The sequence below is a fragment of the Ruminiclostridium cellobioparum DSM 1351 = ATCC 15832 genome (assembly GCF_000621505.1).
Lineage (GTDB): Bacteria > Bacillota > Clostridia > Acetivibrionales > DSM-1351 > Ruminiclostridium > Ruminiclostridium cellobioparum.
The window spans coordinates 162,222-178,728 of sequence record NZ_KK211295.1 but is presented as its reverse complement, the minus strand read 5'-3'; the positions used below and the strand labels follow the sequence as shown (position 1 = coordinate 178,728).

At 38.3% G+C, this 16,507-nt stretch carries 6 protein-coding genes; 4 read left to right on the top strand and 2 right to left on the bottom strand.

From position 1 onward, the window contains the following. Window positions 1–89 precede the first annotated feature (89 nt). Window positions 90–1,547 carry an ArnT family glycosyltransferase gene (locus tag T344_RS0126035; protein ID WP_027631137.1) on the bottom strand — a complete coding sequence of 486 codons (1,458 nt, stop codon included), beginning with the start codon at window positions 1,545–1,547 and terminating at the stop codon, window positions 90–92. Window positions 1,548–2,051: 504 nt separating this feature from the next. Here T344_RS0126035 and T344_RS0126030 point away from each other — a divergent pair. From T344_RS0126030 to T344_RS0126020, 3 genes are all read left to right on the top strand, one after another. Next, window positions 2,052–5,798: a hypothetical protein gene (locus T344_RS0126030; protein ID WP_027631136.1), complete on the top strand. Its 3,747-nt coding sequence runs from the start codon at window positions 2,052–2,054 to the stop codon at window positions 5,796–5,798. Window positions 5,799–6,151: 353 nt separating this feature from the next. Further along, window positions 6,152–10,174: an Ig-like domain-containing domain gene (locus T344_RS0126025; protein ID WP_027631135.1), complete on the top strand. Its 4,023-nt coding sequence runs from the start codon at window positions 6,152–6,154 to the stop codon at window positions 10,172–10,174. A gap of 179 nt (window positions 10,175–10,353) precedes the next feature. After that, window positions 10,354–12,624: an Ig-like domain-containing protein gene (locus T344_RS0126020; protein WP_027631134.1), complete on the top strand. Its 2,271-nt coding sequence runs from the start codon at window positions 10,354–10,356 to the stop codon at window positions 12,622–12,624. A gap of 144 nt (window positions 12,625–12,768) precedes the next feature. Here the strand turns inward: T344_RS0126020 and T344_RS0126015 are convergent, their stop codons facing one another. After that, a complete protein-coding gene (locus T344_RS0126015) occupies window positions 12,769–14,742 on the bottom strand; it encodes an O-antigen ligase family protein (protein WP_027631133.1) in 1,974 nt (657 codons plus the stop codon). A gap of 513 nt (window positions 14,743–15,255) precedes the next feature. On the opposite strand from T344_RS0126015, the gene T344_RS0126010 reads away from it, so the two are divergent. Then, window positions 15,256–16,497 carry a DegT/DnrJ/EryC1/StrS family aminotransferase gene (locus T344_RS0126010; protein WP_027631132.1) on the top strand — a complete coding sequence of 414 codons (1,242 nt, stop codon included), beginning with the start codon at window positions 15,256–15,258 and terminating at the stop codon, window positions 16,495–16,497. Window positions 16,498–16,507 lie beyond the last annotated feature (10 nt).

Sequence of the window (16,507 nt, the reverse complement as noted above, 5' to 3'; positions counted from 1 at the left end):
TTTCCAGAAAAACGAATAAAATGTTCGATACCCCAGAACGAATTGTTCTGGGGTAAATTATATACACGAATAAAATTTTACAAAAAAATTCATTGGAATCTGTCACCTGCCGGCTCCAGAAAACTTCCGCCCAGCAGAATCAGCAGAGGCATGACCGGCAGATGGTATCTGGATTGAACCTCCAGCAGCAGGTAGGACAGAAAAATGCCCCCGAAAATCATTAAAACAATTAACACGTCATAACGTTTTTCCCTCAGATTATAGAAGCAGGCACAAATCCCCATAAGCATAACGAGAACGTAAAAGGCCTGGGAAACGCCATAAAAAACCCTTGGGTAAGATTTTACGGTGTTTTCGAGCCTGGAATCCTTTACAGGAGTGGTGCTCCAGTAGTACCCGTAATTTTCATTCCCCCAGAGTTTGTCAATCTTCCTTAAAAAGAGGCCGGGAAGCTTCTGCGGATTTGAAGTAATCCGCTCAATGGCGATTTTCCGTGCTTCGGCATGTACCCTGTCAATATCGTAATCATACTTTGCAATAATACTGAAATCCTCGTCATTAAACATCCCGTTGGCCTTATCGTTTGTGCCCACCAGGAGATTGAAGCCTGAGTCCGACCTTGTCACATCAACCCCTGTAACCTTCTGAACAGGAATATTAATTAAATTTATCGCCATATAGTAAGCGGCAAACACCAGCAAAATAGATTTCACCTTTAGACCCAAACTGGCCAGGGAATCAGCCCTGTACTGCTTAAATAATAAAACATATATGGCAAATACGGGCAGCAGAAGCATTGCCATGGGCCGTATCAGTTGGGCCAGGGCCGTAAGGAGCCCTATTGCCAGAAGGCTCAGGTTGCCGTTGGCTATTCCGTAATTTCTGAAGGAATACTTTTGAATAAAATTCAGAATTAAAACCACAGCGCCGGTAAACAACACCAAAAACAGGTGCTCCGAGGCTATTACCGAGGTAAACATTATATCCGCAGGCCATAAAGCCAGCAGCAAGCCGGATATCCTGGCGGCCTTCTCGCCGTAAAGCAGCTTTCCTCCGGCATAAACTATGAAAACAAGACATACAGATATTATCACGTTAAACAGCTTTGCCACCAGCAAACCCGTCCCGAAAACAGAGTATAAACCTGCCAGCGCCAGTCCGAAGCTCATTTTAAACGGGAAAACCGCATAGAAGTCCACAAAGCCTTTGAAATCGCCGTTACTGGCGTTAACACCGTAGTTGTACAGGTGCAGGAAGTCGGAAAAAGGCTGGGTCCGGATGAAGTATATCCAGACAAGCCTGGGGATAAGGGCAAGTAGGGCCAGTACAACTAAAAAAACCTTTAAGTTTATCTTATAAAGAAGATTTGCCTTGAGGAATATAAATATGACCAGGCCGGCTGCCAGCATAAAAGCAAAACCGGAATAAAAAGGCAGCTTCAGGCTTGCCGGGCCCGACTTAAAGGCACTCAGTAGAGTAATGAAACCCAACAGTACAACAGCCCCCCAAACAATAATATAAAAGATACTGTCTTTTAGCCTATTCAAGATACAGCCCCTCCTTAAAGTTAAGATTTTAATATGCTTGACTCCAGACCTTACCAATTTATTCTCCTTCATTTTATCATAATAACCGTTAATAGTTTAAAAAATTATATTTTTACCCCAAAAGTTACGGTTAAATTACAGGGATAAAAGCCGATTTTTCCCGGAATTGATAATTAATTATAAAAATGGTTTTTATCCGGATCAGGTTCGAAGTCCCATTGTTCAAGGATTTGCACGTATTCAGCTCCAAAGGGGGTAAAGGATAGTTTACCATAATAACCCTCGGTGGGCAAGTGTGCCCATTACAGAAGGCTTACAGTTAGTTTACATGATGGTGTATTATGTTGACCACCTAAAAATACCGGTGCTATAATGATTTCAGAAATCAGGAACGCAATGTCTGCAAACCCTTGATTTTAAATTATCGTACGCCGGGGATCAGAATGTTAGGCCTAATTTTTCCCGGTAACTCTACGGCCTAAAAAAATCTAAGGAGGATTTGGAATGAGAAATTTTAAAAAGATTTCTGCGGTTACAGTTGCTGCATCTATTGCACTTTCTACTGCCGTTCCGGCATTTGCGGCATATGAACCGGTAAACGGAAGTAAAGCATCTGTGCTTCACGACCTGAATCTTTATGCTGGAATCAGCGATAAAGAATTTGACCCTGATCTTGGATCAAAGTTGACAAGAGGACAGGCTGCCGTACTATTGACAAAAATATTCAATCTGGATGATGCTGCAAACGCATTGACTGCGGCTGAAGTATCTGCCATACTTAAACCTTTTGCGGATGGTAAAGACGTACCTACATATGCTGAAAAGAGAATGGCATACCTGGTTAAGAACGACTTCATGTCAGGAGCATTGGATACTGCTACCGGCAAACTTTACATCGATGCAAGAAAGGATGTCAACGGAGCACAGTTTGCAACTCTTCTGCTCAAGCAGCTCGGCTACGATGTAGCTGACTGGAAGACAGCAGTTACCCAGTTATCACAGGTAGAAGGTGCACAGGGTATTGCTGACTATCTTGCATATGCATTGACTTCATTATTGAGAGATCAGGCAGTTGGTATGATTTATGGCACACTTACTGCAGATTATGCTGCAACCGGTCTTGAAACAGTTATCGACAAACTTATAGCTGCAACCCCAAGTCTCAGGGCAATAGCAGAGGCAGCAGGCCTTGTAACTCCTGAGTCACTGGCTGTTGATTCGGTTGTTGCAATTGCAAACAACAAGGTTGCCATAACGCTGAAGGATCCTTCCTCGGCAAGAACTACCGACTTTGCAATCGTTAAGAAGGGAACTAGTACAGCTGTGGCAATCAAGAACATTGTAAAAGAATCAGACAAGGTATATGTTCTTGAAACCGATGCTCTTGTTGGCGGTACATCATACACTCTGACAGTTAAAGGTGAGAATCTCAACTTCACAGGTATAGCTGCCGACACAACCGCTCCTACAATAAAGGCTGTTTCAAGTAAGGACACCAATACATTTGAGATTGAATTCTCAGATAAAATGGACTTTGCAACTGCAACAGACAAGGCCAACTACACCTTTGACAAGGATATCAAGGTTGTAAGTGCTACATTGGATGAGGCAAGAACAAAGGTAACACTGATTACCGATGCTGCAAAGAAAAATATTGTATATACTTTGACAATTCAGAATGTTAAAAACTCTGACGGAAAAGCTATGACCAAGGCTGTACGTACTGTAACTGCAACTGAAGACAGCACAGCACCCAAGGTTTCAATGCACAGAGTTCAAAATAACCGCACTATAATCGTTGACTTCAATGATGCAAGCGGAATGAACAAGGCAGCTCTTGAAAATGTTGAAAATTACAGCATCAACGACCTTACTGTTGAAAGTGCAAAAGCATATGACATGGTTGGAGATGATGGAAAGTATGACCAGGTTGTTTTAACTACATCAACTCAGGAAGCAAACAAGTCATATACACTTACACTCAGCAACCTGACTGACGCATCTGTTCTTAAGAACGCTCTGGGAACCACTACCAGAACCTTCAGAGGAGCACCTGCAGATGTATCTGCACCTACGGTTAATATTTCAAAGCCTGTAGTATCACAGAACAACAACACAGTAAAAATCTGGTTTACAGATAATAATGCTATGGATGTAGCAAGCCTGGAAGATATCTCTAATTACACAATTAAAGATAACACAGGTTCAACATTGGAAATAATCGGTGCAAAGGCTATGGCCAGCACATATCCTGACGCCTACAGCGCAGATAATAAGGGAGTTATCCTTACTACAGCACAGCAGGTGGTTGATCCGAACAAGATTAACTATACTGTAGAAGTAAAGGGTGTACAGGATGAATTCGGCAATGCGTTAAAGCCGGTATCAGGTTCAACTTATGCCAGATACAACTTTATGTCATCAGACGTTGACGAAGTTGCACCATACGTAACAAAAGTAGAATTTGTAAATTCAACTACAGTAAAATTCACATTTGCTGAAGAGCTCAAGAAATCAACAGCAATTGATCCCACAAACTATGTAATAGACGGTGACCTTGGTTCGGCAATAAAGGCTGAATTAAGCTCCGACAGAAAGACCGTAACCCTGACAACTCAGACTCAGGTTGGAAATAAGAAATACACTGTAACAATGAACAACCTTGAAGATGATTATGGCAACAGAGTATCAAATGCAAAGGCGTCATTTGTATCAACCTCAGGCACTTTGGATGTAACAGCTCCTGAAGTAAGTTATATCTACGCTATGAATAAAGGTGAAATACACATTACTCTCAGCGAAACTGTAAAGGCTTGGCCGAGCGAAATAACCTTCGGTGTGCTGGATAACAGCGGAAATATGACCGGTACTCTGAAAGTATTCCAGTATTCAGGTAAAATTGAAGGCGGAAAAACAATAGTTTACAAGGCTAAGACAATAGCAGATGCACTTACCTCCGCTAACTACCAGATTCAGGCAACAACCGGCGGACAGTTCACAGATGCCGCTGACAACAAGATGAGCGCAGTTGCTCCGATAGCTGCAGGTACTACACCAACAGGCTACACCTTCAACGGCAACACAATAGAAAATACCGCACCATCTGTTGACTATGTTGAACAAATCGATACAAAGACTGTAAGAGTATACTTTAATGAGCCTGTAGCACCTGCTTCATTCGGTACGCCCGGCTTCACAAAGATAGATTCCGATTCAACAGATACTCACTTTACAAGTCTTGATTACTCAGTGAATACAAACTTTACTGTTGGAACAGCGCTGTCAATACCTGTCAACCAGTTGAGAGACCTGGCAGGAACTAATATAGCTGCTGCTTACACAGGATTCACTCCTTACCTGCAGGATACAACCAAACCGGTTATTACAGGTGCTTATGCCGATGATAACAAGACAGTATACGTACTTTACGATGAAAAGGTTCCAACTTCAGGAACATATAAGATCTACTACTTGAATTCATCAAACAATCCTGTAACAATCTTCAGCGGAGCAGGAACTTCAACTGAAGATCCCAACAAGGTTCCGGCTATAAAGCTTACCTTAACTACACCTGTTGATGCATCAAAGATCTACTACATCGAACCTGTAACCGGTGCGGTTGACGTAGCTGGAAACAGAGCAGACGTATCAGGCGTTAAGTTTGACTTCCCTGGCACAAACAAGACAGTTTCCGGATATATAACCGGTGTTGAAATCAACAATGCCAATACCATCACAGTTGGAGTGTCAGGCAAAACCATCGGTTCAATAAATGTATTTGAAGTTGATACTACTACATCACCTGCTATAGATGTTGATTTAAATGCTACCGTATACCCTGGAAAGACCATTGCCGACGGTAAGGTACAGCTTGCTGCTCCGCTGCTTGCAGGAGTTCAGTATAAGGTAACCGTAGGATATGTCGGAGGCGGATCAAATGATTACTACTTCTTTGGAAACACTCCTGACATAGGCTTGAAGTTAACCACTGCACCCGGCAGCATAGATCTTGATTTTGCAGGCTTTGATACAGATGAATACATCTTCAAGGCAACACCTGCTACAGATTTGACAAAAGCAGTTGTAGGAACACCGAAAGCTGATGGAACTCCGGGAAATACCCTTGACAATGTGGTTGAATTTACAGACGCCAGCTTTACAGCAGGGACAGCAGTATATATAACTATATATGACAAGGATGACACCACAAGAGTATTGTATGCGGGCAAGGTTGTAATAGCTGCTCCATAAGACGGACAATCAAATAAAATAAACTACGCGGCAATATGTTATCGAACTTAAGTACGGCAGGACCATTAACATAATTGCGAATTAGTTGCAACAAACCCCAGTGCAGGCACTGGGGTTTGTTGCATTTCTGTTACAAATTCTTTACACTTGAAAAGGCTTTATTGACTGAAAAAATTGCCAGTGATATAATACATTTGAATCAAGATAGGTAAATTTAGCCATAATTCTGGATAACAGTGCCAATCTTGAAAAAACTGGTTTAACGAGTGAGGCTATAAAATGTGGGATAGGCGTAGCCCGCTCCGGAATTGCATAGCCCACCCGCTACAAAATACACAAGGAGGATTTGAGACATGAGAAATCTCAGAAAGTTAACAGCAGTCGTGTTGGCAGTAGCATTAGTGCTAACTTCAATGGCTGCTGCATTTGCAGCTACTGAAGAGTCTACTACTAGTGCTAGTTCAGTTACAGTAGTAAATGGCGACAAGGCTGCAGTTTTGAAAGAACTCAAACTCTATGCAGGAACAGATGATACTAATCCTGCAGCAGGTTTGGACGCTGCATTAAAAGTACAAGATGCATTAATATGGTTGGCAACAGAATTCGGCTACAAGGCTGAAGCTGACAAGCTGACTGACGAAGATGCAACCAAGGCTCTTGCCAAGTTTGCAGATGCTAAAGACATATCAGAATATGCAAAGAAGGTTGTTGCTTATTCAGCTCAGGAAGGAATCATTGCCGGTGAAGTAGATAAGGCTGGAAAGCTTTATGTTAGACCAGCTGCTTCTGTAACTGCTGCAAGATTCGCAACTTTCATGCTCAAAGGTCTTGGCTATGATTTAACTGGTTCATTCACTGAAGCAGTTGGTCAGCTTGCAGAAGTTGACGGCAGCAAGATCGATGCTGATGCTACCGGCGATCTCACCAGAGATGCTGCAGTAGGATTCATGTATGGTATTCTTACAGCTAAAACTGAGTCTGGCAAGACAGTTGCTGAAAATCTTTTAGCTGCTGATTCAAGCTTACAGACTGTACTTTCAAAGAACAGCCTGTTACCGGTTAACGGTACTTTAGCTGTTGATTCAGTTAAAGCTGTTGCAAACAACAAGGTAGCAGTAACTCTTAAGGAAGCAGCAGCAGCAACAGCAGCTGACTTTGCTATCGTTAAGAAGGGAACTACTACAGCAGTAGCAGTTAAGGATATCACTAAAGAATCAGATACATTATATGTAGTTGAAACTGATGCTTTAACAGGCGGAGTTTCATACACATTGACTGCAAACGGTGCTTCAATAAACTTCACAGGTATAGCAGCTGACACTACAGCTCCTACAATTGTAAAGGTTACTTCACCTGACACAAATACCTTTGTAGTTGAGTATTCTGACAAGATGGATTACGCTACAGCTACAGATGTGGCTAACTATACTTGGGATAAGTCACTCAAGACTGTTAAGGCAGCATTGAACGGTGACAGAAACAAGGTTACTCTTACAACAGATGTTGCAAAGATAAATGTTTACTACAACCTGACTATTGCAAATGTCAAGAACAGTGACGGTAAAGCCATTACAAAGGCTACCCGTAATATCAAGGCTGTCGAAGACAGAACTGCTCCAAGAGTGGCTTCTATCCAGGTGCAGAACAACACCATGCTGGTAATTAAGTTTGAAGATGCAAATGGCATGAATAAGGCTTCCCTTGAAACACTGGAAAACTACTCAATCAGTGATCTGTCAATCACAAGCGTTAAAGCTTATGATACAAATGACGATGACAAGTATGAGACAGTAGTAATCAAGACAGCAGCTCAGACAGCTAACAAGTCATATACTTTGACTATGGAAAATCTGACTGACAATTCAGTATTGGCCAATGCATTAGGAAAGACAACACGTACATTCCGCGGTGCTTCTGAAGACAAGACAGCTCCAACTGTAAAGCAGGGTTCAATTAAGTCTAAGAACAACAACTTGGTTGAAATTCAATTCAACGATAACAATGCAATGGATGCTGCAACTCTTGAGGATATCAGCAACTACAGCATCACCTTAAACAATGAATCTTTGGAAATAATCAGTGCAAAAGCATCAAGTACAGAATATCCTGATGCATACACTACCAAGAAGGTAACTTTAACAACAGCAGCGCAGGAAGCTGGTAAGAGTTATAAGCTGGAAGTTAAAGCTGTAGCCGATGAATTCGGAAACACCCTCAAGCAGACCGGCGGCAAGTATCCTGTATATAATTTTATCGCTAAACCTATTGATACTACTCCTCCATATGTTACTAAGGCAGAGTATGTCAGCAGTACTCAGGTAAAATTGACTTTTGATGATGAAGTTAATAAAGCGACAGCAACCGATCCTACAAACTATTCCTTCAACAAGGATATCGGTTCTCCGATTACGGCTTCTCTGGATAGTGATACTAATGTGGTTACACTGACTACTCAGGCATTAACCGCTAACACCACTTACACTATCACTATGAACAATATAGAAGATGCGTTTGGAAACGCCATGTCAAGTGCTAAATTGGATATTTTGACCAATTCAGGCGAGATAGATACTACCATTCCATCCATATCTTATATCTATGCTCCGAATACTAAAGAAATACAGATAAGCTTTGATGAAGCTATTGCCAAATATCCTTCCACCTTAACAGTAGAGAAGCTTAATTCAGCAGCTACTGGCTTGGGAGGCGGATCTGTAACATTTACCTATTCAGGTGTGCTTGATGATGGAAAGACTTTAGCTTATAGAGCAATATCTGGTACTACTTTAGGCGATAATAACTATGTAATTGCTACAACAACCGGAGATCGCTTTGCAGACGCAGCAGGAAATAAGATTGATGCATACACAAGTACTAATCCTGTAGTAGCTGACAGAGCAGTGTTCGCAGGAACCACTGCTGCAAACGACAAGCCTCAGGTAGAGTACATTGAGCAGGTTAATGTTAAGAAGCTTAAGGTTACCTTCTCAGAACCTGTATCATTGCCTAATACTTATGGCGTATTTACGTTTACACGAGGCAATGAAGATATAAAGGATGATTATCAGACAGAATGGTATGTTACCAGAAATACAATATTTAAATCCGGTGAAACTGTGACCCTGACATTCAAAACATGGGCTAAAGACCTTGCCGGTGATTATGCGCTGGAAATAGATGGAGGCAGCAAAACAGAATTTGTTACCTACATGGAAGATAGCGTAAAGCCTGTTATAACTGGTGTGGCAGCAGTTGATAACTTTACAGTTGAGGTTACCTATGACGAGGATCTCAGTCTCAAGGGAACTTACAGAATTACTAATTTGTATTACGACAGTAACGGAAAAGAACAAACTAAGTCTGTTGCAATAAGTACAACATCTTTGAGCGATAATGTTGTTACAATTAAGACAAGTGCACAGTTGTACTTAGCTAACAACTACTACTTAGTTCCTACAACTGGTGCTACTGACCTTGCTGGAAACAAAGAAGATGTTAAAGATATCAGATTTGATTTCGCGGGTTCAGACGTTGTGAACAAGGAAATAGGAAAAGGTGTTGGAAGTAACAATGCTAAGCAAATATATGTAACTACAGTAAAAGCCATGAATGCTACGACACCTGTTGTGTCGGTAGTTGAAAAAGGCGATACTGATGTTACTATACCTGTTTTGTCACATGCTTTTTCAAACTCTAATAAAACCGTAACACTTAACTTGGCTGTGCCGACAATAACAGGCAAGAGCTATGTTGTAACAGTAAAGTATACAAATGGCGATACTGAAGAATTGACATTTGACGGAAATACTCCTGACTTGGGATTAACTCTTGTAAGAACTGCTGTTGGCACCTTGACATTAGACCTCAATGGATATACGCCAAGTGATTATGCTGCTGAAATAGTAGCTACACCTGGAGCCATAACAGTTCCTGGTACAGCTTCAGCAACCGGCTTTAGCTTTAACGATTCAGCAATAAATGCTGCTGAATACTATGTAATATTATACAGAGCAAGTGAGCTGGTTGGTGGTGCAGTAGATTCTACAACTACAGTAGTATATGCTGCCAAGGTAGCTCCTGAAGCAGGATCTGCATATCAAGTGATTATTAATACGGCAGAAACAAAAGTAGCAGCTTTTGAGACGGAAAAAGACACAACTACACTTTCAGCTGCATTGAATTATCTGAATAATAATGTAGCATCAGGTGACAGAGTAGCTTTCGTTAACAGACTTGTCACTGTAGTAGAAGGTGTTGTAACAGTAGCTGAAGATACTAAAACTCCTGCTAGTATATCAGCTGCTCAGGATTTGGTGACCTTATTACCAGCTGGTCAAGCTAAGACTGATTTACAGGCTAGAATTGATGCTATTTAGTTAGCAATCATAATTAAAAATGCTAGAGTCCAAAAGACTTAAAGTAATTTAGAAAACACTCCACAGGTACAAAAGTATTTGTGGAGTGTTTTTTATCTAACTTTCTTCTACAACATTTGCAGCATATATGGTAATATTAATATATCTAGGATAATATTACACAGGAGGATAAATTATTTATGTACAAAAGGAAAATACTGACGCTGATAATTATTTGCTGCTGCTTCTTATCAGGTTTTGCCATGACTCCGGTTATAGCAGCCACCACTTCGCAGGAGAATATATCTGAAAATGAGATGGCAGTGAGGTTGAGTAAGCTGGGAATGATAACAGGAAATGAAAAAGGCGATTATATGCTGCAAGCCAAGCTTAAGAGAAGTGAGGCAGTACAGTTTATAGTTAATCTTACCGGTAAAAATAAATATGTGAAAGATAATAAAGATACATATTCAGCAACAAGTTTTAACGATGTTAAAAAGACCGACTGGTTTGCTCCAAGTGTTGGATACTGTGAGCAAAACGGTTATATAACAGTAAATGATACAGCTACCTTCAGACCAAAAGATTACGTATCTGAAAAAGAATTTTTGGGTATGGTGTTAAAGGGATTAGGCTATACCACCAGTGATTTTTCCTGGAGCACAGTATTTCAAAAAGCATATGAAATCGGCCTGGTAAGCGATTCCGTATACCAGACCAAGACGGAGGATGATAACAAGCAATTTGACAGAGGAAGCGTTGTAAGTGTTATGTACACAGCATTAGGTCTGAAAACAAAGTCTGATAACATGACATTGCTTCAGAAGATGGTTAATGCTGGTGAAATGAGCTATGAAACTGCAATATCTTCAAAGATTATGGAGGATGAGGTTGTTTCAAAAATAATTGAAATTAAACCCTTGAATGAGCAGAAATTAAAGGTTGTGTTTAATGAAAAGATAGGTATTATAGACCCGGAAAGTATCCAAATCAATGATGCTACAAATGGTAATACACTAAGTATAAGTAGTATAAGCCAAACCGATACCGAGCTGATAATTAAAACCTCCAAACAGGTTGCTGCCAGAAACTATAGTATAGAAATCAATAAGTTTGTTGATTTTGATGGAAATACTATTCCAAAAGTAACTGGAACATTTACAGGCTTCAGGATTGTTGAGGTAGTATCAGATTTATTTAAAATCAGCAAGATTGAGCAGAAGGATGAGCATGAGGTAAATGTATATTTTACACATCCGGTCAACGACAATGCTGTTAATTCAAATTATTATCAGATATTTGAAAACGAGTCTCCATTTGTATCTGCCAGTATAGCGGACACTTCAATTAAGTTGCTGCCAAATAATAAGGGATTAACAATCGGGCTTAAGGGAAAGAAATTTACAGCTGATCAGGAGTACTCTATAAAAGTATCACCGGAGATGATCAGTGCATATGGGGTAAATTTTGTTGCTCAGACCGAATTGGATACTTTTATTGCTAGAGATGTTCAAAGCACCGGATTTGCAGTCGAAATGATAACAGGACTGTCAAGAAGTACCATACAGGTGGATTTTACAATGGATGTAGATCCGCAGATAGCTCAGCAGATTTATATGTACAGTATAACAGACTCAACCAATAAACAAATTGCTGTGACGAGTGCCCAGGTGGTCTCAAGTGCTGCGAAAAGTGTTATACTTACGATAAATGGAACGTTGGATTCAGCTAAAACTTATAATCTGATGGTTAATTATATGCCTGATGCTACCAGCCAGTATACGATAAATAAGAAAAGTTATTCCTTTGAAGGATATATTAGCGGAGGTATTGAATTCCAGATATACGGTGCAGTACCCGTGGATGCGGGCTCTGTTACAGTTACATTCAGCAAGCCGCTAAGCACCAAAGCTATTTCTGATACATCAAACTTTACACTGCTAGATAACAATAATTCTGCATATAAAGCAAGTCCAACGAAAATTATAGTATCTTCTGAAGATCCAAATACAATAAGATTGTTCTTCTCAAATGATAAAAAATTACAGAAGAATAGAACATATACACTAAAAGTTTCAACAAAAGTTACTGATTATACAGGATACTCATTAACGGGACAATCTGATTATGTATTTGATTCCTATGATATAGCTGACACAAGTATAACAGCTGAAAAGGCAGTTATTATCGGAAGTGATACGCTAAAGGTTGTTTTCAACAGGGAGATGGCAATGGATACTCCTAATATATTCACAGGTAATTACAGCATAGAGTATTATGATAACGGAACATTAGTAAAAAAGGTTCCTATAGCTATCACCTATATTGATAGTAAAATAATCGTACTAAAGTTTGATAAATTACCAGAGGGTGTTGATTGTACATTTAATTACAAAGAGATAAAAGACATTGGAGGAGAGATTTACTCTGATTCACAAAGCAATACTATAAAAGTTACAGTGGCTACATAATCAGAGAACATTTTCATGTATGTCAGAATAAACGAAAAGAGATATTTATAAGCTGTATAATGAAATCTAAGTATGAAGAGTTTTGAACTTTAAAACGGTTCTGGTTACAAAAACCAGAACCGTTAATATTAACTGAGAGTTATTTTAAGCCTTTTTTATACTTGAACTATTAAGTTTAATTGACTTTGCATAAAGATTGTTGCAAGCGATACCTACTCCAATGATAATCCAAAAAGTAAGGCTTACGGTAATTGTACTATCATTGGCCAAAGAAGAAACAAGGAAGGAAATAACTGCGGCCAGGCAGGCAACACCAGAGGCAAAGAATTGATTGAAAATACCTTTGATATATAGTTTAAAAGAGTATATAACATACCAACCAACAAAAACTAAAAATGCCAGCAAAGACAGTACACCGGTATTTATGGCTATCTGCAAATACATATTGTGCGGTTTATCTACAATGGTGAACATGTTTGACAGAAAATTCATTTTAGCAACATAATCATTCTGTGGGAAGTATATTGCATATGTATCCGGACCATTGCCGAGGAATAAGGTATTCTTGATCATTGGTATTGAGCGGGACCAAATATATCCTCTACTTGAACCCCATTTTTCTTTTCCTTGAAAACCAAAACTTTCTGCTTTAATAATATCAGTTATGTTACCTGCAGGGGTTACAATCTTAAAACTATCATTTGAATAAATAGCGGAAAAAGTTGCATTTGGAGTTTCTACAAGCATAAAATTACTAAATGAGATCTTGATAGAGTTAAATCTTTCATCACTAAATGTTATAATGATCTTATTATCTGAAGTTGACTTTGATACTTCAATAGGTTTTTTGTTGTTATCAGTAAATGAAAAATTGGAAGTAGCAGGATCAATATTAACAATCAGTGCATCAGTATCTGATGTAAAAAGGTATAAGTTATTGTTATCTATTCTTATATCAGATAAATTTCTAGGGGCAGATGTACCGGAAGTTGTACTATTTAAAGCAAGTAAACTACTTTTACTGATTTTGGGGTCACCGCCAGTAGTAGTTATTTTTGAATCCGGATCCACATTTATCAACATTAAAGTGTTGTTGATACCGGAATTATAATTCTTTGGCGTTGCCAATGCGACAAATTTATCTTTTACATCGGAATAATTAAAATTACTCGCAATATTCAATGAACGGAAAATTAATCCATTTGATGAATAATTCATAAAGATAGTTGAGGCAATAATGCATAGTAACAATATAAGGATCGGCACAGTATTTCTGAGAAGATTTTTACGCATAAAAACCAGAATAGCTAAACCGGATACAACCATACTTATCAGACCCGCGGCTGATAAGCTTCCAAGCAGATTTGCAAAAGATAATATACAAAATATACAAGATATTATTTTAATCTTTAGGTTATTAACCGAAAGAAAAATTACCAGACAGATTGATAAAATTATTGCAAAAAAACCACCTACATAATTCGGGTTAAATAATGTAGAATATATGAATTGCTTTGGGAATTTAAAATCTAAAGAGCTAATAAGGTTTTCATTTGCTTTAGGCAAGATAAGTCTTTTTCCAAAGTCAGACTGAAAAAAATCAAAACCAAAAAACTGGGTTATACCTATTATAGATAAAACCAATACAGAAAAAGCAAGAAAGTATGTAAGGTATTTGATATCGAATTCAGAAGTAACGAGCATAGCACAAATCAGACACACCGTTATATAGCAAAATATTGTAAAAAATCCTTCATAACGATCCGGAAACCCAAAAAAAGCCTGTTGATGATAATCGGAGAAAGAGCTGGATAAAAATACGAGTATAATGTATACGCCTGCTGGAATAAAAATCTTTGGTACAGTTAATTTTATTTTCTTAACAAAAATGTATATGAGGAAAGTGAAAATAGCAATGCAAGTCAATACTATAAACCAGGTCATCTTATAATAAGAGAAAAAATCTGCCTCATTAGTTGTACCTTTCCATAACTTGGCAAAGGATGCATCCAATTTTACTTGCTTCAAAAATACAATTAGTGGTACTATTGCTAAAATCAAGGCAATAGGTAAAAGCTTAAAATAATTGTGGGTTTCTTTGAATATTTTTTTTTTCATGATATGCCCCCTAAATATGTACTTCAATAATTTTAACATAGTATAGGGAGACAGTAAACAAAGACAAAACCAATATCACTGGAATAAAAATTAAAATATGTTAAAGAGATTACCTTCGATTTGACATTTATAGATATATGAAGGTATAGTTAAATCAATATAATTAATTGAATGTAAAAGATGTATGCCTACAAACCTTAATTTACAATAAAATTAAGGTTTGTATAATAATTCTAAAATCGACAAAAGTGTTGATGTTAGCAAAATATTATTCTACAATATATCTAGTATGGTGATAAGACTATGAATATAAAAAAAGTATTATCGAGATCGATAAGCATAGACACTAGAATAGGATTAAGTTTGTCAAGAAGTATACTGCTTTACTTTAGTATTGAAGATTTAACGTCTTATTTAGCTGGATTATCGACTAAGTGCGTACCTCCATATAAATCTCAGGATATAATTAAGCTTGATTGGTCTATTGTTACTAATAAAGCGAGGGAAAATTAAATGATTGAAACTAAAACGAGAGATATTCCATTTTCTCCACCTGACATTACAGATGCTGAAATAGATGAAGTAATAAAAGCTATGAAATCAGGGTGGATAACTACCGGGCCGAGAACAAAGCTTTTTGAGCAAAGAATAGCTGAATATATTGGGACCAAACAAGCAGTTTGCCTTAGCTCAGCTACAGCTGCAATGGAACTTTCGCTCCGTATTTTGGGAATAGGGCCTGGAGATGAAGTAATAACCAGCTCTTATACATATTCAGCATCTGCCTCTGTAATAGAGCATGTCGGCGCAAAGATTATACTGATTGATGTTGCACCCAATTCGTTTGAAATGGATTATTCTAAATTGGAAGAAGCAATCAATGAGAAAACTAAAGCAATAATTCCTGTTGATATTGCAGGAAAGGTAATTAATTATGAGACAATATATAAAATTGTAGAGAGTAAAAGAAAATTATTTAAGGGAAATAATGATATTCAGCAGTTATTTAATAGAATAATTATATTGGCCGATGCCGCCCATGCATTTGGAGCTGAGAAACATGGCGTTAAGTGCGGGCATTTTGCAGATTTTACGTGCTTCTCATTCCATGCGGTTAAAAACCTTACAACTGCTGAAGGTGGTGCAGTTGTTTGGAGAAATGACTTAGGACTGGATGATGATTACATATATAAGCAGTTTATGCTGTATAGTCTGCACGGACAATCTAAGGATGCGTTGGCAAAAACTAAAAAAGGTTCCTGGGAGTATGATATTGTAAATTTAGCGTACAAATGCAATATGACTGATATTTTAGCCAGTTTCGGATTGATACAGTTAAATAGATACGACTGGTTATTGAAGAGACGTAAAGAGATTATTGAGATGTATGATAAGTTGTTACTACCCATAGGTATACAGCGGTTACAGCATTATGGTGATAACTATGCATCTACAGGACATCTTTATATGACAAGGATCCCTCATATTAGTGAAGATCAGAGAAATAAAATAATTATGAAAATGGCTGATGCAGAGGTTGCATGTAACGTACATTATAAGCCACTTCCAATGTTTACTGCATATAAAAAGTTGGGATTTAATATTAAGGATTATAAAAATTCATTTAACATGTATAAGAATGAGATTACATTACCGCTTCATACGTTATTAACTGACGAAGATGTTGAGTATGTCTGTGAAAATTTAAAGAAAGCAATTAGCGAGGTGGTAAATAAAGAAGTTGTTAGTAAGTAATGGGGGTGAG